We start from the raw sequence: 434 nt of genomic DNA, 5'->3' as shown, positions 1-434 counted from the left end.
CGGGCATCTGAAACTGTACGACGGGCATGACTGGAAATGGTTCCGTGTATATTTAAAACGTACTGATATGGAATATCTTCGCAGGAACTGGAAAGGAAAGAAGGCATCGGCTCCTGCGTTGGAAAAGAGACACCGCCGGTATTTTCTGCGTTTTTCCTATACAGAAGAAGTAACACTGACGAAAATACCGGTAAAAGAATAGATCATCTGCAGTGTGGATCTGGGGATCAATACCGATGCGGTCTGTACCATCATGCGCTCAGACGGAACTGTCCTGGGAAGAAGATTCATAGATTATCCCAGTGAAAAAGACCGGATGTACCGCACACTGGGACGAATCCGCAGATCCCAGAGGGAATATGGCTCTGCGCAGACACAGGGGAGATGGGCATATACGAAACGTCTGAACACAGAACTGGGTAAAAAGATTGCAT

At 47.2% G+C, this 434-nt stretch carries 2 pseudogenes; both read left to right on the top strand.

The features are described from left to right. Positions 1-202: pseudogene (locus WKT11_RS19875) on the top strand (IS200/IS605 family accessory protein TnpB-related protein); the annotation flags it as partial. 12 nt (positions 203-214) lie between these two features. Further along, positions 215-434: pseudogene (locus WKT11_RS19870) on the top strand (IS200/IS605 family accessory protein TnpB-related protein); the annotation flags it as partial.

Source organism: Blautia sp. HCN-1074, from assembly GCF_037890165.1.
In the GTDB taxonomy this organism is placed as follows: domain Bacteria; phylum Bacillota; class Clostridia; order Lachnospirales; family Lachnospiraceae; genus Blautia_A.
This window is presented reverse-complemented; position numbering and strand designations above follow the sequence as displayed.